The following is an 807-nucleotide window of genomic DNA, read 5'->3' on the forward strand; positions in this document are numbered from 1 at the left end:
AGCCGCCGAAGTACCCGGCGAGCATGCCGACGATGCCGCCCACGACGGTGACCGCGAGGGTCACGCAGACGCCGACGATGATCGAGGCGCGGGCGCCGTGGACGGTCCGCGCGTAGACGCTCTGTCCCTGGACGTTGTAGCCGAACCAGTCCGCCTGGAAGAAGTGCGTCCAGTTCGGTCCGGTGAGGTAGTGGTTGCGCAGGTCGGCCTGGCGCGGGTCCACGTCGGTGAACAGCGACGGGAAGGCGGCCATGAGGACGAGCAGGACCAGCAGGATGCCGGACGCCCAGAACAGCCAGCTGCCGCGCAGCTCGCGCCAGGCGTCCTGGCCGAGGCTGCGGGGCTTCTCGGAGGACGTCTGCTTGCCGGCCATGGTGGTGAGTTCGGCGGCGGCCGCCACGCTCGCGGCGGAGGTGTCGACGAGGCCGCCGGACTGACCGGGGCCGGCCCCCGCGACCTCGCTGGGAGTCACCTGGGGGGTCTTGTTGTCAGGCATAGCGGATCCTCGGGTCCAGGACTGCGTAGAGCAGGTCGACGACCAGGCTGCTCACGAGGTAGACGAGCACCAGGACGGTCACGACGCCCACCACGGTGGGACCCTCGCCGGTGATGACGGCCTGGTAGAGCGTGTTACCCACGCCGGGGACGTTGAAGATGCCCTCGGTGACGATCGCACCGCCCATGAGCATGCCGAGGTCGGTGCCGAGGAACGTGACGACAGGAATGAGGGAGTTGCGCATCAGGTGCACCCCGACGACCCGGCGCCGGGGCAGGCCCTTGGCCACCGCGGTGCGGATGTAGTCGGCG

The 807-nt window shown here is 69.9% G+C and carries 1 protein-coding gene and 1 pseudogene; both read right to left on the reverse strand.

Going from position 1 to position 807, the window contains the following annotated elements:
- Positions 1–496: pseudogene (locus tag JNW98_RS35775) on the reverse strand (ABC transporter permease); the annotation flags it as partial.
- Positions 489–807, reverse strand: a 319-nt coding sequence (locus tag JNW98_RS35780; RefSeq protein ID WP_223772408.1) for an ABC transporter permease subunit, incomplete at its 5' end; no start/stop codon positions are given. The pseudogene JNW98_RS35775 and the gene JNW98_RS35780, both read right to left, overlap by 8 nt.

This window comes from Streptomyces huiliensis, from assembly GCF_020037025.1.
In the GTDB taxonomy this organism is placed as follows: Bacteria; Actinomycetota; Actinomycetes; order Streptomycetales; family Streptomycetaceae; genus Streptomyces; species Streptomyces huiliensis.